The sequence below is a fragment of the Pseudovibrio sp. Ad46 genome (assembly GCF_001623065.1).
Taxonomy (GTDB): domain Bacteria; phylum Pseudomonadota; class Alphaproteobacteria; order Rhizobiales; family Stappiaceae; genus Pseudovibrio.
This window is the reverse complement of record NZ_LMCG01000046.1, coordinates 136,194-160,225: the sequence shown is the minus strand read 5'-3', so window position 1 is coordinate 160,225 and position 24,032 is coordinate 136,194. Positions and strand designations below refer to the sequence as shown.

The 24,032-nt window shown below is 54.1% G+C and carries 21 protein-coding genes; 12 read left to right on the top strand and 9 right to left on the bottom strand.

Annotated elements, in window-relative coordinates:
• Nucleotides 1-20 precede the first annotated feature (20 nt).
• The 3 genes from proC to PsAD46_RS11885 all read right to left on the bottom strand — a co-directional run bounded on the left by proC (nucleotide 21) and on the right by PsAD46_RS11885 (nucleotide 2,400).
• A complete protein-coding gene (proC, locus tag PsAD46_RS11895; RefSeq protein WP_063306952.1) occupies nucleotides 21-851 on the bottom strand; it encodes a pyrroline-5-carboxylate reductase in 831 nt (276 codons plus the stop codon).
• A gap of 3 nt (nucleotides 852-854) precedes the next feature.
• Nucleotides 855-1,616: an aspartate/glutamate racemase family protein gene (locus PsAD46_RS11890; RefSeq protein ID WP_063306951.1), complete on the bottom strand. Its 762-nt coding sequence runs from the start codon at nucleotides 1,614-1,616 to the stop codon at nucleotides 855-857.
• Nucleotides 1,617-1,701: 85 nt separating this feature from the next.
• Nucleotides 1,702-2,400, bottom strand: a complete 699-nt coding sequence (locus tag PsAD46_RS11885) for a GntR family transcriptional regulator (RefSeq protein ID WP_008551148.1) — start codon at nucleotides 2,398-2,400, stop codon at nucleotides 1,702-1,704.
• A gap of 206 nt (nucleotides 2,401-2,606) precedes the next feature.
• Between PsAD46_RS11885 and PsAD46_RS11880 the strand changes: the two genes are divergently transcribed.
• The 10 genes from PsAD46_RS11880 (at nucleotide 2,607) to PsAD46_RS11835 (ending at nucleotide 15,676) form a co-directional block, all read left to right on the top strand.
• Nucleotides 2,607-4,298, top strand: a complete 1,692-nt coding sequence (locus PsAD46_RS11880; RefSeq protein WP_063306950.1) for a thiamine pyrophosphate-binding protein — start codon at nucleotides 2,607-2,609, stop codon at nucleotides 4,296-4,298.
• A gap of 5 nt (nucleotides 4,299-4,303) precedes the next feature.
• Nucleotides 4,304-5,458, top strand: a complete 1,155-nt coding sequence (locus PsAD46_RS11875; RefSeq protein ID WP_063306949.1) for an enolase C-terminal domain-like protein — start codon at nucleotides 4,304-4,306, stop codon at nucleotides 5,456-5,458.
• Nucleotides 5,455-6,696 (top strand): FAD-binding oxidoreductase, encoded by a 1,242-nt coding sequence (locus PsAD46_RS11870; RefSeq protein WP_063306948.1) that lies wholly within the window; start codon nucleotides 5,455-5,457, stop codon nucleotides 6,694-6,696. The genes PsAD46_RS11875 and PsAD46_RS11870 overlap by 4 nt, the downstream gene beginning before the upstream one ends.
• A gap of 33 nt (nucleotides 6,697-6,729) precedes the next feature.
• Complete coding sequence (locus tag PsAD46_RS11865) at nucleotides 6,730-7,710, top strand: TRAP transporter substrate-binding protein (protein ID WP_063287563.1); 981 nt, start codon at nucleotides 6,730-6,732, stop codon at nucleotides 7,708-7,710.
• A gap of 61 nt (nucleotides 7,711-7,771) precedes the next feature.
• Nucleotides 7,772-8,305 carry a TRAP transporter small permease gene (locus PsAD46_RS11860; protein WP_057461374.1) on the top strand — a complete coding sequence of 178 codons (534 nt, stop codon included), beginning with the start codon at nucleotides 7,772-7,774 and terminating at the stop codon, nucleotides 8,303-8,305.
• Between the two features lie 5 nt (nucleotides 8,306-8,310).
• On the top strand, nucleotides 8,311-9,624 hold the full coding sequence (locus PsAD46_RS11855) for a TRAP transporter large permease subunit (protein WP_057461373.1): 1,314 nt from the start codon (nucleotides 8,311-8,313) through the stop codon (nucleotides 9,622-9,624).
• A 1,032-nt stretch (nucleotides 9,625-10,656) separates the two neighbouring features.
• The gene (locus tag PsAD46_RS11850; protein ID WP_057461372.1) at nucleotides 10,657-11,010 is read left to right on the top strand and encodes a hypothetical protein; all 354 of its coding nucleotides are present in this window, start codon (nucleotides 10,657-10,659) and stop codon (nucleotides 11,008-11,010) included.
• 79 nt (nucleotides 11,011-11,089) lie between these two features.
• On the top strand, nucleotides 11,090-12,814 hold the full coding sequence (locus tag PsAD46_RS11845; protein WP_063287721.1) for a type I secretion system permease/ATPase: 1,725 nt from the start codon (nucleotides 11,090-11,092) through the stop codon (nucleotides 12,812-12,814).
• Nucleotides 12,807-14,123: an HlyD family type I secretion periplasmic adaptor subunit gene (locus PsAD46_RS11840; RefSeq protein ID WP_063306947.1), complete on the top strand. Its 1,317-nt coding sequence runs from the start codon at nucleotides 12,807-12,809 to the stop codon at nucleotides 14,121-14,123. Before PsAD46_RS11845 ends, PsAD46_RS11840 begins: the two co-directional genes overlap by 8 nt.
• A 371-nt stretch (nucleotides 14,124-14,494) precedes the next feature.
• Nucleotides 14,495-15,676, top strand: coding sequence for a pyridoxal phosphate-dependent aminotransferase (locus PsAD46_RS11835; RefSeq protein ID WP_063306946.1), 1,182 nt, complete (start codon nucleotides 14,495-14,497; stop codon nucleotides 15,674-15,676).
• A gap of 9 nt (nucleotides 15,677-15,685) precedes the next feature.
• Here the strand turns inward: PsAD46_RS11835 and PsAD46_RS11830 are convergent, their stop codons facing one another.
• The 5 genes from PsAD46_RS11830 to PsAD46_RS28125 form a co-directional block, all read right to left on the bottom strand.
• A complete protein-coding gene (locus PsAD46_RS11830) occupies nucleotides 15,686-16,642 on the bottom strand; it encodes a serine hydrolase domain-containing protein (protein ID WP_063293410.1) in 957 nt (318 codons plus the stop codon).
• 299 nt (nucleotides 16,643-16,941) lie between these two features.
• Complete coding sequence (locus PsAD46_RS11825) at nucleotides 16,942-18,495, bottom strand: MFS transporter (RefSeq protein ID WP_063306945.1); 1,554 nt, start codon at nucleotides 18,493-18,495, stop codon at nucleotides 16,942-16,944.
• A 23-nt stretch (nucleotides 18,496-18,518) separates the two neighbouring features.
• Nucleotides 18,519-19,418, bottom strand: a complete 900-nt coding sequence (locus tag PsAD46_RS11820; protein ID WP_063306944.1) for an alpha/beta hydrolase — start codon at nucleotides 19,416-19,418, stop codon at nucleotides 18,519-18,521.
• Nucleotides 19,415-20,506, bottom strand: coding sequence for a patatin-like phospholipase family protein (locus PsAD46_RS11815; protein ID WP_208980581.1), 1,092 nt, complete (start codon nucleotides 20,504-20,506; stop codon nucleotides 19,415-19,417). Before PsAD46_RS11815 ends, PsAD46_RS11820 begins: the two co-directional genes overlap by 4 nt.
• A 79-nt stretch (nucleotides 20,507-20,585) precedes the next feature.
• Nucleotides 20,586-20,747: a hypothetical protein gene (locus PsAD46_RS28125; protein ID WP_193776938.1), complete on the bottom strand. Its 162-nt coding sequence runs from the start codon at nucleotides 20,745-20,747 to the stop codon at nucleotides 20,586-20,588.
• Between the two features lie 37 nt (nucleotides 20,748-20,784).
• Between PsAD46_RS28125 and PsAD46_RS11810 the strand changes: the two genes are divergently transcribed.
• A complete protein-coding gene (locus tag PsAD46_RS11810; RefSeq protein ID WP_063306943.1) occupies nucleotides 20,785-21,294 on the top strand; it encodes a hypothetical protein in 510 nt (169 codons plus the stop codon).
• A gap of 143 nt (nucleotides 21,295-21,437) precedes the next feature.
• Nucleotides 21,438-22,214, top strand: a complete 777-nt coding sequence (locus PsAD46_RS11805; RefSeq protein WP_063306942.1) for an alpha/beta hydrolase — start codon at nucleotides 21,438-21,440, stop codon at nucleotides 22,212-22,214.
• A gap of 58 nt (nucleotides 22,215-22,272) precedes the next feature.
• Here the strand turns inward: PsAD46_RS11805 and PsAD46_RS11800 are convergent, their stop codons facing one another.
• Nucleotides 22,273-23,994: an amidohydrolase gene (locus PsAD46_RS11800; RefSeq protein ID WP_063306941.1), complete on the bottom strand. Its 1,722-nt coding sequence runs from the start codon at nucleotides 23,992-23,994 to the stop codon at nucleotides 22,273-22,275.
• Nucleotides 23,995-24,032: the final 38 nt, after the last annotated feature.

The window sequence follows — 24,032 nt, the reverse complement described above, 5'->3', positions numbered from 1 at the left end:
TCTTGTGATAACGCAGGAGACTAGGCCAGCTCTTCACTGCGTTTTTTGGCAGCTGCAACAGCGCGGGAAAGAAGTGGCGGCATGCCGTCCTCTTCGTTCATAAGCACATCGAGCGCCGCGGCTGTGGTGCCGTTTGGAGATGTCACATTGATGCGCAGCTGGGTAGGGTCGTCGCTGGCATCTTCTGCCAGCTGTCCTGCTCCGCCAACGGTGGCTTTAGCCAGTTGCATCGCCAGCTCTTCCGGCAGCCCTTGCTCTGCGCCTGCTTTGGCGAGGCACTCGATCAGGTGGAACACATAGGCAGGTCCAGAGCCGGAGACTGCTGTCACAGCATCCATTTGGCTTTCGTTCTCCAGCACGACGGTCTGCCCGACAGCGGCGAGCAGTTCCTGTGCCATAGCCAGATTATCTTCAGAGCAATGGCTGTTTGGAATGAGCGCGGTGATGCCGCGTCCAATAGCTGCCGGTGTGTTTGGCATGGCGCGGATGATCGGGCTGCCCTCACCCACCAGAGAAAGAAGTGTGGTCAGGTTTGTGCCCGCTGCAACAGAAATGAAAACGGTGCTGCCACCGCCTAACGCCACAACTTGAGGGGTTGCATCGCCCATCATCTGTGGCTTCACAGCCAGAATGCATACTGCGGGAGCTGCTGGCAGTTGCTTGTTCAGGCTTAGGCCGTGATCTTCCAATGACCGCAACCAGTCAGATGGATAAGGATCAATCACAGTTGTGCTGGAAGGCAAAACGCCTGCTTCCAGCCAGCCCTTCAGCATGGCTGAGCCCATCTTTCCGCAGCCAAGCAAAACGAGGCCGTTTGTGTTTATCTGTTCAATCTGACTAGGCTTCGACATCGATTAATTTCCGTAGGTCGCTAAATTCAAACGCGGGTCATCCAGTTCCAGCGGGAACTTACGCGGAACCAGACCGGATTGGAACCAGTTCACGAACGTGTAGATGGAATAGACGGGCAATCCGGTGAGTTTGCGGATGTCATTGGCGTAGGGCACCATATTGGTGCATTCCAGAACGATGGCGCCAATGCCCTCGTTTTTGGTCACCAATTCTGCGGCAGCGTCCAACAGATCCAGACGGGCATCTTCAAAGTTGATGGCGTCATAGTCATCCAGCACTTCGCGGGTGAAGTTGCGCAGACCATCTGTGCCTACAATCACCGTGTCTTCCGGTGCGCCTGCCGCTTTCAGGTGCTCTTTGGTCAGTGTTTCTTTGGAAATGGTGATGACGCCTACACGCTTATTCTTCGGCAGAAGCTGCTGCACGCTTGGGATCTGCATCAAGGAAGACGTTGCGACGGGCACGCCAAGCGCTTCCTTCACCTCGTCCTGAATGAGAGCCAGAAAACCGCAGTTGGTGGTGATGCCGTCACAGCCGGTCCGCACCAGATCGCGGCCAGCTTCAACAAACAGGTCCAACAGCTCACGCGGATCATTGCGCACCACCTTGTTTGGGGTCGCACCGCGGACCACGCGATAATGCACTGGAAACGGCCATGTCTGGGCATTGCCGATGTCGCCGTAAATGCGCGGGAACTTGGTTTCCAGCATGAGAATGCCGACTGAGGCACCAAATACGGTCTTGCCTCCATACTCAACGGACATAATTCAAAACCTCTTCTATAAAATTGGAGGGCAAAGCAGGTTAAGTGTTGGGGACCTGCGACCTGCTTTGCTTTTGGTACTCGCGTTAATCTGCTGGAACGTAGAGCTGCGAATAGGCGATGCGTACCGCCTCTGTTGCTTCATCGCGGCGTCGTTCAATATGGTGACGCATGGTGGAAACGGCTTTGTCCTCGTCCCGGTTGATCAGGGCGGTCAGCACCACACGGTGGGCCGAAAGCTGGGCTTCCTCCTGCGTGGAAACAGGTGTCTTGCCGCGTAGGTATTTCAAGTCGACAAGACGGATGTAACGCACGCGGTCATTCAGGTTTTCCAGAATGCGGACCAGCTCGTTGCTTTGAGACAAGGCAGCGATGCGCATGTGATACGCCTCATCCATGCTCAAAAGCTCCATCGGGTCTTCGCAGCTGTCGTAGTCCGGTTCAGTGGACTTCAAAAACTCCATCAGGTCCTGAAGTTCTTCATCACTGGCCCGGCGGCAAACAAGGCGGACAATCTCCGTCTCAATGGCGACACGCGCTTCATAAAGATCGAGAATAAGCTTCGGGCTCAGGGGGCGGCAAAAGAAACCGCGGCCACTCTGGAACGTGAGGAAGCCTTCTGCCACGAGTCGATTCAACGCCTCGCGCAGCGGTGTCCGGCTTGCGCCCAACTCTGTGGATAACGCACTCTCGTTGATACGGGCATCCGGCTTAAGTTCGAAATAGGCCGCCATTTTCCGTAGTTTTTCGTAGATGCGGTCCACGTTGCTATCAGCTTTTGTCATTCCAAAATCGCTCTCAATCCTGCCGTCGCAGGCCCCAAAAATTGGCTCAGCACTTACCACGTCATAGATGAACTGTACATTCCATTTGACCTGCGCTCAATATTGAATATGGTGCTGTATACAATTTTGAGTGCAATCGATTCTGCATTCTTCGGGTTTAGTAAATTGCCTGCTTAACAGGTGGGACGGGTCTGATAGGTGACACTGTGACGAATAAGATGAATGGTGCAGAAGCCATGGTAAAAATGCTGGAGGCGCAGGGCGTCCAGCACATTTTCGGTCTTTGCGGCGATACAACACTGCCGTTTTATGACGCGATGTATAAGCTTGATCACAAGATGACCCACGTTTTGACCCGTGATGAGCGCTGCGCCACTTACATGGCCGATGCGTATTCACGAGTGACCGGACGTCCGGGTGTGTGTGAGGGGCCGTCCGGTGGTGGCGCAACCTACATTTTGCCGGGTCTGATCGAAGCCTCTGAAAGCTCTTATGCTGTGCTTGGCATTACGACAGACATTTCTGTTGGATCCTACGGCAAGTACCCACTGACCGAAGTGGATCAGGAAGCGCTGATGCGTCCGCTGACCAAGTGGAACACCGTGATCAAGCGCGCTGACCACATTCCGCGGATGGTTCGTAAAGCCTTCCGTGCCATGACAACCGGTCGCTCCGGTGCGGCTCATCTCGGCCTGCCCTACGATATTCAGTATGATGCGGTCGATGCCACTGACATCTGGGCAGATCAGCAACTGACGTCATATCCGGCTTACCCTCAGGCCCCTGCTCCAGGTGCCGCTGAAGCTGCGGTTGATGCAATCCTTTCTGCGAAGAAACCGCTTATTGTGTGCGGCGGCGGTGTTGTGATTGCTGGTGCTATGGATGAACTGGAGCGTCTGGCATCCCGTCTCGACATTCCGGTTGCCACGTCTATCTCCGGTCAGGGTTCACTGGCTGAAACCCATCCAAACTGTGTCGGTGTAGTCGGGTCCAATGGCGGAACGGACGAGACATGGGAAGCCATGGCCAATGCGGACCTTGTGGTGTTCATGGGGGCTCGTGCCGGCTCCACCACCACTTCCCGCTGGGAAGCGCCATCTGCTAAGACCCGTGTTGTTCACTTCGACAACGACCCGATGGTGATCGGTGCGAACTACGAAGTGGAAGTTGGCGTTGTTGGTGACCTCAAGCTTTCCCTTGCGCAGGTCAACGCTGTTCTGGATAAACGCGATCAGGGCGCTGACACTTTCGGCGGTGCAGCTGCTGTTGCAGACATCAAGAAACGCAAGTTTGAGATCTTCAACAAGCTGGCTCAAAGCGGTGAAGCACCGATCCGTCCTGAACGGGTGATCGATGCGATGATGAAGGTGTTGCCGGTTGATGCCACAGTGATCTCCGATCCGGGCACCTCCTGCCCGTACTTCTCTGCTTATTACCAGCTGCCGCAGTCTGGTCGTTACTTCATCACCAACCGCGCACATGGCGCATTGGGTTACTCACTCTCTGCTGCGCTGGGTGCATGGTATGGCCGCCCAACCAGCAAAGTGGTTGCCATGATGGGTGATGGCTCCTTCGGCTTTACCTGTGGTGAGCTGGAGACCGTGTGCCGCTCCCGTGCGCCAATCACGTACATCGTGTTCTCCAACTCCAGCTACGGCTGGATTAAAGCGAGCCAGTATGCAGACACAGATGCGCGCTACTACAATGTAGACTTCAACCGCACTGATCAGGCCGCTGTTGCCGCTGCTTATGGTGTGAAGAGTTGGCGCGTTGAAAATCCTGATGATCTGGAGCGTGTGCTCAAAGAGGCAATCGAACATGACGGTCCAACGCTGATTGATGTTGTGACGCAGCCTCTTGAAGAAGCAAACGCCCCTGTACGTCGCTGGATGGGATAAGAGCCATGAAAGCTGAACAGAAAATCACTGGCCAAAAGATCGTTGGAATGGATGTCTGGCACGTACAGTTGCCAGTGAACGCCCGCCGCGACCATGGCATTGGTTCTGTTGAACACGCCGTTGATATTGTCATCCTCCGCTTAACGGCGGAGGGGGGCGAAACCGGTTGGGGGGAAGCCTCGCCGTGGTCTGTCTTCACCGGTTCTGCAGAAGCCACCTTTGCGGCGCTCGACCGCTACATCCGTCCGCTTGTTGTTGGCCGCACCATTGGTGAACGCGCCACGATCATGAAGGACGCCCAAAAGGCGGTTGCTCATTGTACCGAGGCGAAAGCAGCTCTGGAAACAGCATTGCTCGACCTGCAGGGCCGAATCTCTGATTTGCCGGTCTGGGCGCTTCTGGGTGGCAAATGTCGCGATACGATTCCTCTTTCCTGTTCTATTGCTGATCCTGATTTCGATCGTGATTTAGCATTGATGGAACGTTTGAAAGAGGATGGTGTGCGCATCATCAAGCTCAAAACAGGCTTCAAGGGTCATGAGTTTGATATGATGCGTATGGAGCGCCTACGCATGAGCTATCCTGAGTTTTCCATCCGCGTGGACTACAATCAGGGTTTACACCACGATAGTGCCCTAGCGTGCGTTCGCGACATCGCGAGTTTTCAACCAGATTTTATCGAACAGCCGGTTGCGCATAACCTTCGGGAACTTATGGCAACTATCCGAAATTCCATCGATGTGCCGCTTCTTGCGGACGAAAGCATCTTTGGGCCAGAAGATATGCTGACCGCGATTAACATGGGGATAGCTGACGGTGTTTCAGTCAAAATAATGAAGAGTGGAGGCTTGACTCGGGCTCAAACCGTGGCCCGCATGGCTGCAACTGCAGGTATGAGTGCTTATGGCGGCGACATGTTTGAATCCGGCCTCGCCCACCTTGCCGGAACGCATATGATTGCTGCAACGCCAGAAATCACTTTAGCTTGTGAGTTTTATCAGGCAAAATACTTCCTAGTAGAAGACCTTATGGAAACGCCATTTGAAACCAGAGGCGGCGATGTGATCGTTCCGCAAACGGCAGGCTTGGGAGGCCGACCGGATCTGGAGAAAGTTGAGCACTATGCGATTTCCAAGAGTGCGGTGCTGGGGGCTGCATGAATAAAAATAATGTCGTCGTCATCGGTGCAGGGATCGTTGGTGTATCAGCAGCTTTATGGTTGAAGCGTGAGGGTCATGATGTGACCCTCATCGATAAGGGTGAGCCCGGCATGGGTGCATCCTTTGGCAATGCATGTGTTCTGGCCAGCTGCTCCGTGGCGCCAGTCACAGCGCCGGGTTTGATCCTGAAAGGCCCAAAGCTTCTGCTGGATCCAAACTTTCCGCTGTTCCTGCGTTGGAGCTACCTGCCGAAGCTGGCGGGCTGGCTGGCACGTTATCTGTCGCACGCAACGGATAAGGAAACCCGCCGCATTGCGCAGGGGCTGACGCCGATTGTTGGTGACAGTGTGGACCAGCACCATGCATTGGTGGACGGAACCAGCGCGGCTAAATGGCTGCAGGAAAGCACCTACAGCTTTGCCTACAACGACAGAGCCGCCTTTGAAGCAGACGCATACACCTGGGAACTGCGTCGCAAAGCCGGGTTTGTGCCGGAATTGATTGAAGGTGACGCCGTTCACGAGATGGAACCAATCCTTGCCAGGAACATCAAACTGCTGGCGTTGATGCGTGATCACGGGTTTATTCAGGACCCGGGTGCGTATGTTCAGGATCTGGTGCAGATTTTCAAAGAGATGGGCGGCATGTTTGTGCAGGCCGAAGTGAAGGATTTCGATCTGTCAGGCGGTTCGATTTCAGCTGTCATGACTGACAGAGGACGTTTTGAGTGTGATCGTGCCGTTCTGGCAACGGGCGTCTGGTCCAAGCCTTTGATGAATAAGCTTGGCATCAGCGTACCGCTGGAAGCCGAGCGCGGTTACCATATTTTATTCAAGAACCCGAGCGAGCAGCCGAGCCAACCAATCATGGTCGCCTCCGGCAAGTTCGTGGCAACACCAATGGCACAGGGATTGCGCTGTGCGGGTGTTGTTGAGTTTGGCGGGCTGGAAGCTGGTGCTTCCAAGGCTCCTCTGGCTCTATTACGGAAAAAGGTTCGCGAGAGCTTCCCGCATCTGGAAGCATCAAGCGAAGAAGAATGGTTGGGCTTCCGCCCTGCGCCATCGGACAGTCTCCCCCTCATCGGTGAAGTGGGCAAAAGCGGTGTTTATGCAGCGTTTGGGCACCACCACATCGGCCTGACGGGCGGTCCAAAAACCGGGCGGCTGGTCTCTGATCTGATCAGCGGTAAACGCCCCAATAACGATATAAGCCCTTACGATCCGCAAAGATTTAATTGAGGGCATCACTAATTTTCTTGGAGGAGAGAACATATGAAGAAGTCTAGTCTACTGGTCACCTTGAGTGTTTCCGCTATGGCGTTGGGGGCAACTGCTGCTTCTGCGGAAAAATGGGACCTGCCAATGGCGTACTCAGGGTCCAATTTCCATTCAGTAACGGGCGCTGAATTTGCAGCTTGTATTACGTCTGGCACTGGTGGTGAAATCGAAGTAACCACTCACCCGGGCGGCTCACTGTTTAAGGGCGGCGACATCAAGCGCGCAGTTCAGACCGGTCAGGTGCCAATCGGTGAGCGTCTGCTTTCCGGTCACCAGAACGAAAATGCCCTGTTCGGTGTGGATTCCGTTCCATTCCTCGCAACATCTTTTGATGATGCGGCAAAGCTTTGGACTGCTGCAAAGCCGGCGCTTGAAAAGGTTCTTGGTGAACAGAACCTGACCCTGCTGTATTCCGTGCCATGGCCTCCTCAGGGTCTGTACTTCAAAAATGCAGTCAACTCTGTTGCTGACATGGAAGGCATCAAGTTCCGCTCTTACAACACCGCAACTGCGCGTCTTGCTGAGCTGACAGGCATGCTGCCAGTTTCCATTGAAGCTGCTGAAATCTCTCAGGCGTTTGCAACCGGTGTTGCTGACTCCATGGTCTCCTCCGGTGCAACTGGTTACGATCGTAAAGTTTGGGAAAGCCTCAACTACTTCTACGAAGTGGATGCATGGCTGCCACGCAACTACATGCTCGTAAACTCTGATGTGTGGTCTGGTGTTTCTGAAAAGAACAAAGGCATCATTCAGGGCTGTGCGGCAACGGCAGAAGCAGCTGGCCTCAAGCGTTCTATCGACTACACAAACTTCACCCTTGATGGCCTGCGTGAAGGCGGCATGAAGGTTGAAAAGGGTAGTGACCAGATGAAAGCTGACCTGCAGGAAATTGGTGCAACCATGACTGCAGAATGGCTTGAAGCTGCTGGTGACGATGGCAAGGCTGTTGTCAGCACCTTCAAAGCAATGAAATAAGCACGCAAAAGCCGGAGAACCTTTTGGAACTCCGGCTTTTCTTTTTTCGAGGGGGAGAACAATGAAGCTGACACGCGCACTGCGCTTAGGGCTGGATGGGATCTACAAGACAGCTGGAGTTCTTTCCGCGCTTTGTCTGATTGCCATCCTCGGACTGATTGTCGTGCAGATGCTGGCACGTTGGACGGGAGAGGTCTTTCCGGGCGCCGCAGAATATGCAGGCTATGCCATGGCCGCCGCCAGTTTCCTTGCATTTGCCAATGCCTTGAACAAGGGCATCCATATTCGCGTATCCATCCTGCACCAAATGCTGGGCAAGACAGCACAGCGCATTCTGGAAATCTGGTGTTTTGCCATTGGCTCCGCCACGATCTGGTACTTCGTGTACTACGCCTACCGTTTCGTTTACTGGTCTCACAAGTTCAATGACATCAGTCAGGGACAAGACCGCACACCGCTTTGGATCCCACAGGGCTTCATGTTCCTTGGTGCCTTGATCCTTGCGATTGCTCTCACAGACCACCTCCTTCAACTCATATTCACTGGCAAGCACCGTATTGCGCCTGAACTTGAAGAAGCAGTTGCCGGAGAATAAGAGCAATGGAAAATATAAGCATTATCATTCTGTTCCTGTTTGTCATGTTCACCTTGCTTGGCACCGGCGTCTGGGTCGGTCTGGCACTTATGGGTGTGGCATGGGTTGGCATGGAACTGTTCACCACCCGCCCTGTTGGCGACGTGATGTTGACGACCATCTGGTCGGCGTCCTCCTCCTGGACACTGACGGCGCTGCCGCTGTTCATCTGGATGGGTGAAATCCTGTATCGAACCCGATTATCGGAAGATATGTTCCGCGGTCTTGCCCCTTGGATGGCCCGCCTTCCCGGAGGTCTGGTTCACACCAATATCGTTGGCTGTACTGTCTTCGCAGCGGTCTCCGGCTCCTCAGCTGCCACACTGACCACCGTTGGAAAGATGTCCATCCCAGAGCTGCGTAAGCGTGATTATCCGGAAAAGATGATCATTGGCACGCTGGCCGGCGCTGCAACGCTGGGTCTGATGATCCCGCCGTCCCTGACGCTGATCGTCTATGGTGTGACCATCAATGAGAGTATCTCCAAGCTGTTCTTTGCAGGTATTATGCCGGGTATCGTGCTGGCTGGCATGTTCATGGCGTATGTGGCGATCACCTCTAAAGTCTCTTCCAAATGGGATCCGAAAGCAGAACCTGAGATGAGTTTTGCTGAGAAGGTGAAGAACACCCGCTTCCTGTTGCCAGTGATCCTGCTGATCCTTGTTGTGATCGGCTCCATGTATCTTGGCTATGCCACAGCGACAGAAGCCGCAGCCTTTGGCGTAATTGGAAGTCTGATCCTCGCCGCGTCGCAGGGCTCACTGTCCTGGAAGAGTTTCACAAGCAGCCTCATGGGGGCGACCTATACCTCCTCCATGATTGCACTGATCCTTGCCGGCGCTGCGTTCCTGTCTCTTTCCATGGGCTTTACAGGTCTGCCGCGCGGTCTGGCTGACATGATCGCAACGCTGGAGCTCAGCCGCTTTGAGCTGCTGATGGTGCTGCTGGTGTTCTACGTGATCCTCGGCATGTTCCTGGATGGCATTTCTTCTGTGGTGCTGACCATGGCTGTGGTGGAGCCTATGATCCGTCAGGCGGGCATTGACCTGATCTGGTTTGGTATCTTCATCGTGGTGGTGGTTGAGATGGCGCAGATCACGCCGCCGATCGGGTTTAATCTGTTCGTACTGCAAGGCATGACCAACTATCAGATGGGGTTCATTGCGCGGGCAGCGTTCCCGATGTTCCTGATCATGGTCGCGATGGTCTTTGTTCTGATCGCGTTCCCTGAGATCGCCACATGGCTGCCTGAGAACATTCGCAGTAGGCCCGGAGGTTAGCGCCTCTGAACCACCTGCCGTAAATGCCGATCTCTTAATGCCCCGATCTACAAAAGTAGGTCGGGGTATTTACTTAGAGTAAGCAATCTGAGGTTCATCAGCTTAGTTTGATTAAACCATTAAGTGCGCACAGACGCTGGATTCCTCATTTCTAAATTTCCGGATTTGTTCTCTTCAACTGACACTATTATCCACTTTGATTGCCCTGATTTGCCGTTGTGTGGTCACTTTTAAGGTAAATATATGACCTAAACGGCACCTTGGTGATATATTTTCACTATAAAATGAGTGTCACCCTCATATTTTTTGTGTTGACAGACGTATGAGTGTGACATGCATCACGTCATGCGAGGTAACTTACTCAAACGTAAGCTACTTTTTATCGATAAATTTTTATGTAAGATAAATTTAATATACCCTAAGTATAAAAATACTGATATTTCAATAATACCTAGAGTTGTATTTGCACTAAACATTTGGATAACATTTATTCTAGATCTAAAAGTATAAAATTGTTCGCCACATTTCCGCCCCAATTGCGGCCAAATATTGAACTCAGATCAGGTCACCTCCCAAAACGGGGATGTGTAACTGGCGGATTGCATCGTATCTGTAATGTGTACTCAAAATGGTATGATGAGATTAATGCAAGTTATGCATAGGGGATTTGATTAGGACTTCAGGTAACTGAAGTTGGTTGGGTGACACTAAACGTTACTCAAAACGTTTGTCGCTATGAGGCATGCTCATTGTGAGCATTTAGCGAAGCTGGGAGGCTAGGCTATGACATATATTCGTAGTGTAGACTTGCATTCTGAATGCGGCATTAGCAGTGTTCGGGTGCGTCCAGGGACTTCTTCGAAATAGAGAACCGACTTGGATTGGGACCCTTTGAAGCCAACACGTAACGTGTAGCCATCTGAAGGACCTCCTGCCAGCGGTATCACACCAACAATTTAACATCACTGTACCTCGGAGTGCGCTTCGGGAGCGGTGAAACTTATCTAACTTTTGTCTGAAAGGGATAAAGACATGGGCTGGTGGAATCCATTCAAAGCAATCGCAAACGTCGTAACCAAAGCTGTTAGCGCAGTGATTGAAACCGTCTCCGATGCATTTGGTCAGCATGAGCTTGGTCAGAAGATCGCAGGCGTATTTGAAGCTGTGGTCGACACTGTTGTTGACGTTGTCGTGGACATAGCCGTGGGGGTTGCAACATCAAACCCAGTTACGGCCGTTGTCAGCGTCATCACCAACATCGCTGAAGGGGTAAAGGACGTTTATGACGCTCTCAACCCTGCATCTGAAACTGTAGAAGTTGCTGCAGCAGATGCACCAGTGCTGGAAGGCAATGCAGACTACGGTTCTGATGACATGTTGATGTAATCAGAACGGTTCGGGCGTCACGAGCTTGGGTGTGACGCCCGAACCAACCCAGCATAAAAACAACAAGCTGGAGGGTATTTTGGGTAAGCCGTTACAAGAGCACACATCCTACATTTCCAACGCCTTTCGCAAACTCTATCGGGCGTTTTGGGGCATTGGTGGCATCAGCATGTTAATCAACCTGCTTATGCTGACTGGCCCTTTGTTCATGCTGCAGATCTATGATCGCGTCTTGTCCAGCAGCTCTGTGCCAACGCTTGTTGTTCTCAGCCTGTTTGTGGCTGTGCTTTATATCTTCTACGGAATTCTGGATGGTCTGCGGAACCGGCTGTTGCTGCGTGTTGGTCAACACGTGGATGAGCAGCTCACCGGTCTGGCCTTTGAAACATCGACCCGTGTCCCGTTGGTTATGGGCGCTGAGGGCGAACGCTCCAGACCTGTCAGTGATCTGGACTCCATCCGGCAGTTCCTGTCCGGCTCCGGTCCTTCCGCGATCTTCGATATGCCATGGATGCCACTCTACTTGGGCATCGTGTTTCTGTTTCATCCGCTTTTGGGCACCACAGCTCTCATTGGTGCGTTGTTCATCTGTGCCTTGATTGCGCTGAACGAGTTATCCTCTCGTCGTCCGGCTGCAAACACAGCTGTTGAAGCCAACAAGCGGACCACATTGATTGAAGCGTGCCGCCGCAATGCCGAGAGCATTGAGGCCATGGGCATGATCGACCATTTGCGGGACCGTTGGGAGGACAACAATGATGTCTTCCTTGGTCGTCAGCGGGCAGCCTCTGACCGGTCCAACATCTTCACCACCATGATCAAGACCCTGCGGTTCATGCTGCAGTCCGGTATTCTTGCCCTTGGGGCGTGGCTGGTCATTCAGCAGGAAGTCTCTGCAGGCGTTATGATCGCGTCCTCCATTATGACGGCCCGTGCACTGGCTCCGGTTGAAATGGCAATCGTCAACTGGCGTGGTTTTGTGGCCGCCAGAGTTGGCATTTCGCGGCTTCAGGAAATCTTCGCCTCACAGGCAAAGCCAAAGGAACGGGTGTCCATTCCGTTTCCGCAGGAGTCGGTTGTTGTTGAAGGCTTATCCTGCGGACCAATCGCAGCCAGAGAAGCCTTCGTCAAAAACGTTTCTCTGGAACTGAAAGCAGGCGATGGTCTGGGTATCATCGGGCACTCCGGGTCTGGCAAGTCAACGCTGACAAGAGCGATGGTCGGCATCACCAATCCTCTGAAGGGCTCGATCCGTTTTGACGGCGCGGAACTGGACCAGTGGAGCGCGATGGATCGTGGTGATTTTATTGGGTATCTGCCACAGGACATTCAGCTCTTTGATGGCACCATTGCCGAGAACATCCAGCGTTTTAAGCCGGATGAAGACAGCGACAAGCTGATTGAAGCCGCCCGTATGGCCAACGTACACGATCTGATTGTGAGCTTGCCGGAAGGCTACAACACAGTCATCGGCGCAACTGGCAACGGCCTTTCTGGTGGTCAGCGTCAGCGGATTGCACTGGCGCGTGCGCTTTATGGCAATCCCTTCCTAATCGTGCTGGATGAGCCGAACTCCAATCTGGATGCGCAAGGCGAAGCAGCGCTGACCAACGCCATCCACGATATGCGTGAGCGCGGTTCCATCGTCATCGTGGTGGCACATCGTCCGGCAGCGACGTCAGCAGTCGATCAGATCCTTGTGATGAATGAGGGTGAAGCGGAAGCCATTGGTGCAAAAGACAAGATCATGAAGCAGGTGATAGCTCCGCTTCGCAAGCCGCAGGAGGTGGTGTTGAATGGCTAGAAATACCGACAATTCCTACGATATCGGCGCAAGCATCACCCGCCATCTCAAATGGGGCGGCGCTCTGGCGGCACTCCTCATCTTTGGTGCAGGCACCTGGACAGTTGTGACGGAAATTTCCGGCGCGGTTGTTGCTCCGGCAACCATCGTTGTTGAAACCAGCACCAAGAGCGTGCAGCACCGTGATGGCGGCATCGTCAATCAAATCCTCGTCAAGAACGGTGATCCGGTGAAGGCCGGAGAACTTGTCCTGCGGTTGGATGATACTCTCACCCGCTCCAATCTGGCTGTGCTGACCAATCAGCTTGATGAACTTTATGCGCAGGAATCCCGGCTGACCTCTGAGATACAGGGCCGCACTGAGATTACGTTCAAGCAACGGGCGAAATCACCACTGCACCGTGCACACCTGATGATGATTGAAGAAACCCAGCGCAACATGATGGAAGCGCGACAGAAAAATCACCTGAGCAAAAAAGAGCAGCTGGAAACCCAGATCGGCCAGTTTGAAAAGCAGATCGACGGCCTGGAGCTGCAGCGCGATGCAAAACAGAACGAAGTGGATCTGATCAACACCGAACTGGGTGGCTTGGAATCTTTGCGCAAAAAGAAACTGGTGACCGAGTCTCGCGTCATGGCGTTTCAGCGTGAGCGTAGCTCTCTGGAAGGTGAGCTTGGCGGCATCATTGCCCAGATCGCCCGCTCCGGAGAAGCGATCAGCGAACGCCGGGTCATGATCATACAATCAGATGAGGAACTACGGTCCAACAATCTGGAACAATTGCAACAGACCCGTGCCCAGATCTCTGAGCTCGAAGAGCGGCGTATTGCAGCGCAGGACGAGCTGCGCCGGACGGAAATCCGAGCACCTCAAAACGGCAAGGTGTTTGATCTGGCCATTCACACCATCGGCGGCGTCATCATGGGCGGCGAAGTGGTGATGAAGATTGTGCCGGAAGAAGACCAGCTCATCGTGGAAGCCAAGGTACAGCCGGTGGATGTGGATCAGATCAACCCCAATCAGGAAGCAACCATTCGCCTGCCCGCGTTTGACAAGCGCACCACCCCGGAACTCAAGGCGCGGCTGAAAACCATTTCGCCTGATCTGGTGCAGGACCCGCGCACAGGCAGCACCTACTATCTGGCCGAGCTGGCCATTCCTGAAGAGGAGCTGGAGCGTTTGGACGGCAAATCCCTCATTCCGGGCATGCCAGTTGAGGCGTTTATCAAGACAGAAGACCGGTCTGTTCTGTCTTATCTGATCAAACCAATGATGGACCAGATCGCACATGCGATGAGAGAGACTTGATGCTCCTGGGGCTGATCCGGGCATATCTCTGAAAGATGGGTTTTCAGGCAAAGATATACCCAAAAGCCATAGCCCCAGTGTGTTGTGAGAAGTTGAAGCAATGGCCGCTCCTGTTGCTTCAGCAACCTCCTCCCGAGAGCCCGGAACCCTAATTCCGGGTATGTGAAGACCCGTGTAGTGCTATGCCGCCGCCCTGTGCGAGCACTGCACGGGCTCTTTCCCTCGCAAACGCTTGACGAAATCTCTATCCTGGAAATTTCTATTTGCTGATATATGAATAAACTTCAGGACGGTGGTGCTTTGGGTCTTATTTCGACCCCAAGGCTCACGAGGTTGATCATTGTTTGAAATCCGGGCGGACGGGCAACATATTGACGAGTGTAGCAAAACAAGGGCTGGAAAGCCGCGCAATTCAGGTTCCTCCATCCATCACGCGAGAGCTGGCAAATGCTGCCATGAGCGTGGAGGGCCTTATTCCTTTGTGGTTTGGGGAGCCAAACATCCCTACCCCAAAGTTCATTTGTGATGAGGCGGCACGGTCCTTGTCTGCGGGAGAAACGTTTTACGCAGAAGGCCTCGGACGGCCATATTTGCGAGAGGCGATCTCAGGCTATATGAGCGAACTTTACAACAAGCCTATCGGCGTGGACCGTGTTGCGGTCACGGTCTCCGGCGGCAACGCGCTCAACCTGGCCTTTCAGTGTGTGTTGGAAGAAGGTGATACGGTTGTCACGCTGACGCCCGCCTTCCCAAACCTTCTCTCCATTCCCAAGCTGCAAGGTGCGCGCACGGTCACTCATTCACTTAAAGTGAAGGACGGCAAGTGGTCGCTGGATGTGGAAGCATTTCTGGAAACTGCCAGGGGCGCAAAGGTGGTGTTGCTCAACTCACCGTCCAACCCGACGGGCTTTATGCTGACCAAACATGAGATTGCGCGAATTATGGAAGTTCTGCGCGAACGTGGTACATGGCTGATCTCTGATGAGGTTTATGCCCGTACAGTTTATTCCGGCAAGGCAGCTCCGTCGTTTCTTGAGGTGTCCGAGCCGGAAGATCGCCTGATCGTGGTGAACTCCTTTTCCAAATCGTGGGCCATGACTGGCTGGCGTTTGGGCTGGCTCACCTTGCCACCAAGCCTGACGCCTGTTGTCGAAAAGATCGCCGAGTTCTCCATCGCCAGTGCCCCGCCGTTCTCTCAACGCGCAGCTGTGGTTGCACTTCAGCAGGGCGAGGAGTTTGTTGCGCAAATGGCAAAGAACTACCAGCACGCACGCGATCTGGTGTGCTCGCGCCTGCTCGCCCATGAGGGTGTGACCTGTCCGGTGCCAGAAAGTGCATTTTATGCTTATTTCAAGGTGGAGGGCGTGACGGATTCCATCGCTTATGCCCGCATGCTGATTGAACGGGCCAAGGTGGGGCTCGCGCCGGGAGATGCGTTCCTTGTTGGAGAGCCGGGTTGGTTCCGCCTGTGCTTTGCGCAAACGGATGAGCAGCTCAACGAAGCCATGGCGCGGCTGTCACCATTCCTTGCCAATGCGCGGGAAACAGTGTGACCCTGTAAGTTAGAACCAGTGATAGGAGGGCAATGTCCCTCCTATTGTATGGAGAATAAGCGGCTCGATTTTCTCAAAGAGCTTCTCATTGTTGGAAAGTACCACAATCCCCATATCCTCCTGCGGATAGCCAACTGTGTAAGAGCGATAACCCGGATTGCTGCCCCAGTGCCAGATGGAGCTGTTTGGCTTGGTCGCCTGAAGCCCCCACCCCATTGACCAGCCGATCTTGCCTGTCACAGTTTTGTGGGTTTGCAACATCCGCTCTTTCAGCTCGGGCTCTGCGGCCTCATCCATCATAGCAACCAGAAAGCGGGCGTAATCTCCAGCGGTGGTGTGCAGGCTCCATGCCGCATTGCCGATGGCGGGTTTCCGCTTGTCTTTTATCCGGTCCCCCTCTGCATTATACCCAAAACGGATGCGGTAATCGTAAGCCCGCTGCCAGAGATAGCTGGTGGATGACATGCCAAGCGGCTCAAACACATGAATGCGCGCCAGCGTCTCAAGGTTCAGCCCCGTTCGTCGTTCCAGCACCTGCTGCAACAAGGCATAGCCGGAACCGGAATAGGTAAACTCCGTGCCCGGATCAAACCGCAGTTTCAGCGGATCTTTCTCATCAAAGTTGGCAAGGCCGGAGGTATGAGAGAGCAGCATACGAGCGGTGATGCGCTTCAATCGTGGGTCAGAGCCTTCAAACAGATCCGGGGCGTACTGGTAGAGCGGGCGTTCCAGCGAGAGGATATCTAAATCCACCAGTTTTAGCGTCAGATAGGCAAAGACGGGCTTGCCGAGGGAGGCAACCTCAAAAATCGGTTCTTGTGCTCCAACCACAGTTTTGCCTCTGCTGGATTTGTCGTAGAGACGGATAAACTCGACCTTCCCCTCACGAACCACCGCCACACTCAGGCTTGCATCCGGATTGCCGCGTTGGATGCCTTTGGCATGCTCGTCCAACTTTGCAATCATATCTGCTTGTGGGGCTGATTTTTGAAGGGGCGTGGACTCATTGCAACCACTGAGCGCCAGAAGTCCTGCCAAAACTGTTAGTGTCCGTAGATGCATCAAGAAGCCGTCTTAAAATCAGGTGGTGCCAAGGTGTTTATGCAAATCGCCGGGGCATCGCTCCGGTTTCCCTGAGAGCATACGCCTAAGAAGATGAAGGAGAGATTGGTCTGAGCAGTTAATTTTGGCCAAACCTGTAAGCAAACAAAATGGCGCCAATGCGTCAGGTTGTGGCTTACGGCCCTTACACGGGGACTTTCGCACTAATCATCTGCTGGCTTTTCCGGTGCCGGTGTTTTTGAGGCTGGTGGCCTTTGTCTTGGTGTGTGGCCTTTGAAGGCCCAAAGAGACATGACAGCAGCACCAGCCAGAACCAGTGCGCTGAAGAAAAAGCCATCTGCAAGTGCTCGGCTGCTGATTGCTTTGAGGATGTAAAGCGACTGCGGCCAGCGCTCGTGCAGTAAGGCGGCAGCGGCGGGTTGATCCCCCATGAACTTGTAAAGCAGCAACTGCAGCAGTTCGCGGTCTTTGTCATTAGGCTCCATCAGCTCAGCTGCAGCGGAAATCATCGTCTTTTCCCGCCAATTGATAAGCGCCCCCACACAGGCAATGCCAAACACACCGCCCACCTGCCGGCAGGTTTGCAGCAAGGCTGTGGCGCGGGCACGGGCGAGCAGAGAAACGTGAGAAAGCGCTTCCGTGGAAACGGAGCTGATGAGAAAGCCCAGTCCGGCCCCCATCAGCATCATTCCGGGAAACAGCATCCAGAGATTGTTGTAGTGGATCACCAGGGCCTGCATCAAGAAACCAGCCCCCATGGCCAGACTGCCGCAAACCGCAAGATTGCGGAAATTGATTTTGCCCACCAAACGCCCCCCAAACTGAGCGCAAATGATGATTGTCAGCACCACAGGCAACATGGAAAGGCCTGCTTGAAAGGGCGTCAGGCTCAAGACGTTTTGTAGGAAAACGGCGCCGAACACCACTTGTGCCAACAAGCCAAAGGGAATGCAGAAGAGCAGTAGACAGCACCCCAGATAGACCTTGTTTTCAAAGAGGGAGAACTGGATGAATGGCTGCGCGACACGGTGCCTGCGGGCAAACAGCAGATAACAAATCAGAGCTATGAACCCAAGCGAGACGACCCCTTCCCCCAATGTGAGGCGATAATCGCCCAAGCGTTGAACTGCAACGGTGAACACCAGCAATGCCATGACAAAAAGAGCTGCACCCAGAAAGTCAAAATTACCGGTTTCTCTGGAGGTTTTGCCCTTGCCGATGGCAAAGGCCATGATCAGGACGGCAGCTCCAATGGGTACGTTGAGCAAGAACACTAGCCGCCATGAGAACAGCTGCACCAACGTACCGCCCACCAGTGGCCCTGCTGCCATAAAGACCAGGCCTGCGCCGACATAATGTGCCAGAGCCTTGCCCCTTTCATCCGCCGGATAAGAGGAAAACACGAGAGCCGTTGCCGCAGGCTGCATCAATGCGGCGCCGAGCCCCTGAAACACACGGGATGTTATGAATATGTCACCCGTCGGAGCATAGGCACAGGCGAGCGAGGCGGCGGTGAACAGTGCCACACCGATGCGAAGGGAGGTGAAGTAGCCGAATTTATCACCCAACCAGCCACCACACATCAACATGGAGGCCAGCGCGATTAGGTAGGCGTTGACCGCCCATTGCAGGTGCACCGGACCAAAGGCATAGGTTCGCTGAAGGGATGGCAGAATAATGCCCAGGACAGTCTGATCGATCATGACCAGAGCGAGTGCCCCGATCATATTCAACAAAACCAGATGTTTGCGGGCCATGCTTGCCTCCACTCGTTTACGGTTCAGGCACGGTTTTCAATTTGAGCCATGAAGCCCATCAGCGCTTCTATGCATTGCGGTTCATCCAACAAGGGACAGTGCCCGCGATTGGGAATATCCACCGATTGCATGTGAGGAGCCATGTTCTTCATGGAGCGGATGGTAACGGCAGTGGTGACATCCGACAGCTCACCGCGAATAGACAAGACAGGCAGCTCAAGGTCGGCGGCGCGCTGGTGAGCCTGCCACAGATCACGGAAGTTTTCTTTGTTCTCGCAGAGTGCAACGCCGAGATTGTCGTCGTAGCGATGGTGCCATTTGCCGTTTTTGCGACCATACATGGACAGCGCCATGCGCTCCCACTGGTCCTCCGGTAAGTTTATAAATTGGTTGCCTACGTGCTCTTTGATGGTGCTGACCACGGCACTCAGTTCCTCTTCGTCCTCCAGCTGTCCGGCATACCCAAAAATGCGCGACATACCAGCAAACTCAATTGTGGCGCCAAGGTCATTGAGCACTGTGCCAGCCAGCATATCCGGGTGGTCCTCCACCATCAGCATGGCAAGCAAAGCGCCAAGGGAGGAGCCGAGCAGCACTACGGGCTGTTCTCCGATAGACTTCCAGAACTCGTAGATATCGCGGATGTAAACCGTGGTGTTGTAGTTGCGGTAATCCGGGTCATACTCCGACAAGTCCCGCCCGCGCAGGTTCAGCGCGTAAATCTTGTAGGTCTCGCTCAGCTGGACCGCCATTGGGTCCAGATCGCGCGCGCAGCGAGTCAGGCCCGGCAAAGCGATGATTGCGGGTTTTCGGGAAGTGCCATTGCCATACACACGGTAATTGAGCTTGATGCCGTCGGAAGCCTCGAACCATTTGCTCTCATAGGCGCCGCTGTCATATTTGCTTTCGTCAATCTCACTCATTGGCACCTCTTTTCGTCTGGGTGCGGTTTGTGCTCTGAGTGGGTGTTGTCGGTCATATGGCCTTCGTACGTCGCCGATATGATGGCCTCAATACGGTCAGCGTAATTGATCAACGCCTGATCCGCAGCCAGATACCCGGTCTTGATGCGCTCGTTGATGCTCTTGGGTTCAAAATCCACCACACCGGTCAGTGCATTGTGCTCAGCCTTTACGGTGATGATGTGGGAGATCGCGCGCATTTTCATGAGCGAACGGTAGTGATCACAGTCTCTGATGGGAGAATCCTGAGGCACCAATTTGTCCAGATCGTAGAGCATATGTGAGTAATGCTGAGCGCACTTGTCGCCGTCCAGCATGAGCCAGAACTTGTCCTCAAACATGAGCTCCGTCATGCGGTAGACGGCTTCTTCTACTGTGGTGGGAATGATGCCTTCCGGACAGAACAGCTCGATCAGGAAGATTGGCATATGGGAGACCTGGTAGTCATCCAGTATGCGCAGAAGTGACCGGATCGGCGTGTTGTCGTAAAGTCCGCCATCCCAGTAATAATGTCCGTCCAGCTCAATTGGTGGGAAGCCCGGAGGCAGAGATCCACTGGCCATGATGTGTTTGGAGGTGAGGTAGTGATCCCGGTTGGAGAACCGCTCAATCTGCCCCGTTGCCACGTTGGTTGCTGTGATAACCAGCCGTGGTGCCTCCTCACTGTTGAGGCGCTCAAAGTCGATGAATTTTTCCATGGTCTCAAGCGCTGGGGTGATGTCGTAGATGCTGGGGCGATTTTCACTCATGAAAGACGGCGGGTGCAGCTTGAAAAAGCGAGGGTGGCCCATGCTGGCACGCAGCAGCTTCTGGCTGGAATGCCATATGAAGCCGGGCGCGTGGCTCAGATGCTCCCACAGGGCGTGGAGGGTCTCGATAGGGTCGCCGAGTTTTGGGGCCGCAATGACAGCCGCATTCAGCGCACCAATGGAGGTGCCAGTGATGATTTCCGGCTCAAAGCCTGCCTGATAAATGCGGGTGAGCGCACCAACCTCATAGGCTCCAAGTGCTCCACCGCCTTGCATGACAAGGCCAACTCCTTGTGTCATCTACCGTCCTTCCGACAGGGTTTCCTGCATTCCCCCGGCGCACTCCAGCTGTCAGAGAAAGACCTCTTTCTCACCCAACCTAGAGAACAGACGTGATGATGAGCGGCCCGAAAAAGCCCACCTCACGGATGAAGCTTAGGCGCGAACCTCCAAAGAAAACATAAAGCCTGTCAGAAAATCGTGCTTTTGAAAGGCGAGAGAAATCACTCAGGCGCAAGCCTTCGCTGACACTATGGCTCATTACAATTTCTGCCTCGATGCAATGAAGTCATAACTCAATGAAAAACAAATACTTATATAGCCTCACAAAAAAGCTGAAGAACCTGCGGAACATAGCCGTACTCGCTCTGCTCGGGCTTACACTCGCAGCATGCCAAACGACCATTACGGCGAAAGACATTGAAGAAGCACAGGTAAAGGTCTCAAAGGTGACCGTGACGGGCGATTGGAAATATGAAGGGCTGAACAATGTTCTGGGCGTGGACTACGATAAAGACATAATCGTTAAGGTCACAAAGAAGGCCTTAAAGAACAAGTTGAAAGACCTGCATGGTCCGAGACGGGTCAACGTTGACGTCAAAATTCAGAGCTTCTTCATTTCAAATATGGGTTATGACATCCTCTTCGGGACAGGTGCATCCTCCATGTCGGGCATGGTGACGGTTATTGATGCGCGGACAAAAGAAGTCATTGTCAAAGACGCAAGGATTGGCACAGCAGTCGCAAACCACGAAGTGTTTGCTGAACAGGTTGTGGCGAAGGTTTTGCGGGCGACAAAAAAGCCCTGACGACATTATCTGGCTGCCGTTGCTCTCTGCAGCGGCATGCTGCTGTTAAATTGCGAGTTCCGGGCTTACACTTCGTTGAGCCTGAGCTGATAAAGCGATGAGAGTGGGGCTCTGTCTGGGGCCCCGTTCTTTAGGAGCTTCAGATGCCAAACAGCTCTTTACCTCCAGTCTTGCTTTTGACCGGTACCAACGCTGCGGCCTGGGTGATGGATAATGTCCGCATGTCCTTCGAGGCTTCCGGGTATGTCTGTCACAGCCTCACCTATCGGCATCATGACCTGCCACCCGGGCCGGAACGCGATGACAAGCTTGTCGGAGTGAGTATCGCGGATTATGTGGAGGATGCCCGGCAAGCCATAGCAGAGATTGGCGAGGCGCCAGTTGTTGTCGGGCACTCGATCGGCGGGGTTATCGCGCAGCTTTTGGCAGCCGAGGGCGCCATAAAAGCAGGGGTTCTTCTCAACAGCAGCATTGTGAACGGCATTTTGCCGACGACGGACGGGGAGCGCGAACTTGGCAAGCTGCTCATTTCGGCTGGCGCATTTTGGGAGCAGGCCCTGGAGCAGGATTTCGAGCTTCTGACGACGTATGGGTTCAACACGCTGCCGCCCAGTTTACAGCGGGACATCCATGCGCGTCTCTGCTCCGAATCCGGGCGGGTGCTTTTCGAGTTTGTCTTCTGGATGTATGACGTTCGCCAAACCACGTTTGTTGACCCGAACAAGGTCTCTTGCCCCTTGCTCTTCGTCTCTGGAACCGAGGACAAGGCTGTGACGCCAAGCACCGCGCGATTGATGGCGGAGCGCTACGAAAACTCGGATTTCCTTGCGGTCAACGGGGCCTGCCACTACATCCAGTTTGAGGACCAGTGGCCAGAGACAGCTGCCAAGGCGCTCGACTGGCTGAGGCAGAAACTGTGAGTGGACTGCTCGTTTCAGTTGAGCCAGATGCAAGAGGATAGCCAAACCGGCGAGCTTCCTATGTGCTGGTGGGTTCGCTGTCGTCACCCATCATCATTTTCCAGATGGCTTTGATGGCCAGTTCCGGGTCAAACCAGCTGACAAAGCGGGTATCTACGGGTTGGCCGTTGCGGATCGTCATGGCGGGGCGGATCAGGCGCAAGCCCTGCGGCATCATAACCTGAGGGTTGCCGTTGAGCAGAGTGAAGTCGGCCTTCATGCCAACAGCAATCATTCCAAGCGTGTCTTCCTGCCCCAGCTGACGAGCGGCGTTGACTGTCATGGCCTGCAGCGCTTCTTCAAGCGTAACAGCTTGATCCACGCCAACCACCGTGTTGCCACTGGTGGATGTGCGGGACATGGCGGTCTCAACAGTTCCCATCGGGTTCATGGGGGTTGCAGGGTGGTCCCCATGGAAGGTTATGACAGCACCAGCATCCTTTGCATCGCGCACAGGCATGTAGCGATCCAGCCGCTCTTTGCCAAACAGGCTTTCCAGCTGATCACCGTAGTGGCTGATATGATCGACAAAGAAACCTAGAGATACGCCCAGATCAGCTGCTCTCTGGATTTGCTCGTTGGTTATAAGCGCGTTGTGCTCCAGTCGGTGCTCTATGTCATCGCGCGGGTCTTCGGCCTGAATGGCGGCAATCGCCATCAACGCCTGATCAATGGCGCGCTCTCCCTGCGCATGCATCGCAACTTGCCCGCTGCGTTTGTGCACGTCGCGGAGTTTTTCCAACAGGTCTGTATCACTCATGCTGAGGTCACCCCGGTGACCCGTAGACAGACCTAGTCGTTCCAGCACCAATTCAGAATCTTCATAGGGCTCATGGGTTGCGGCCCCGCCCGTAAAGGGTGATCCGTCCAGCCAGAACTTTGCACCCAGAATGGTGAACCGATCATCCCCTCCAAAGCGCCAGTTGGGAAGTTGATCCTCTGTCAGATAAACGTAAGTTCGCACTGGTGGATTGTCTTCCAGCCCAACGCGTTGCAACAAACCAACAGGGTTGGGATGGCGACCGACAGCGCCCGTCACGCCAATGGTGGTGTAACCTGCCTTGGCATAGTCAGTATAGGTCTTGCGCACCAGCAACTCGACCGCTTCATCCGAAGGGGTAGGAATGGCAGAGACAACACGGTTGATCTCTTCCAGCTCTCTCAGCATTGGGCCGCGGCGCGGGTCAACACCAGCTTCTTTCAGCGCAGCAGTATTGGCGTATGCCTCGTGCATCATTTGGGTCAGCACAAGCATGGGTTTATCAGGGGAGATGGCGTCCAGCTCCGCCAGTGTTGGCGGAGAAAGGTCTCTGATCGCAATCGGATCCCAACCGTAGGCGAGTACCCAGGGGGTTACGCTGAATTCATCGGCGGAATCCTGCAGGGCCTGCATGATCTGCATGCGGTTGTCGTATTTAAAGGCGCTGATGTCCGTGGCTGAGCCCAGCAGGGCAGCTGCAATCGGGTGGGTATGGGGTTCAATCAAGCCCGGGATCAATGTGCCTTTGAGGCGTATGATCTCCACGTCGGCAAGGCCTTCCAACTCCCGCACATCACCAACGGCCATGATCTCGTTGTCATCAACCAGCACAGCCTGCACCTGTGGAAGGTCCGGGTCCATGGTCAAGACGCGGTCTGCGGTGACGATGTATTTGCCGGGATAGGTCGGTGGCAGAGAGTACCAATAATAGCCTGCAGTAGCTCCGACGATGATAATTACCAACCCAGCAATCCAGCGCATACCAACCTCCCAGTTCTTACCCTTACGGAATGATGCAT